Source organism: Streptomyces sp. NRRL S-378, from assembly GCF_000720645.1.
GTDB lineage: Bacteria > Actinomycetota > Actinomycetes > Streptomycetales > Streptomycetaceae > Streptomyces.
This window is the reverse complement of record NZ_JOBX01000244.1, coordinates 1-215: the sequence shown is the minus strand read 5'-3', so window position 1 is coordinate 215 and position 215 is coordinate 1. Positions and strand designations below refer to the sequence as shown.

At 71.2% G+C, this 215-nt stretch carries 1 pseudogene; it reads left to right on the top strand.

From position 1 onward, the window contains the following. Positions 1–215: pseudogene (locus tag IH80_RS0138655) on the top strand (polyphosphate kinase 2); the annotation flags it as partial.

Below are 215 nucleotides of genomic sequence, written 5' to 3'. Positions count from 1 at the left end.
CTGGTGGTGATCTGCGAGGGCCGGGACGCGGCGGGCAAGGGCGGCACGATCCAGCGGTTCACGGAGCGGCTCAATCCCCGCGGGGCGCGGATCGTGGCCCTGGACAAGCCGACCGAGCGGGAGGAGGGGCAGTGGTACTTCCAGCGGTACATACCCCACCTGCCCGCGGCCGGGGAGATCGTCTTCTTCGACCGGTCCTGGTACAACCGGGCCGG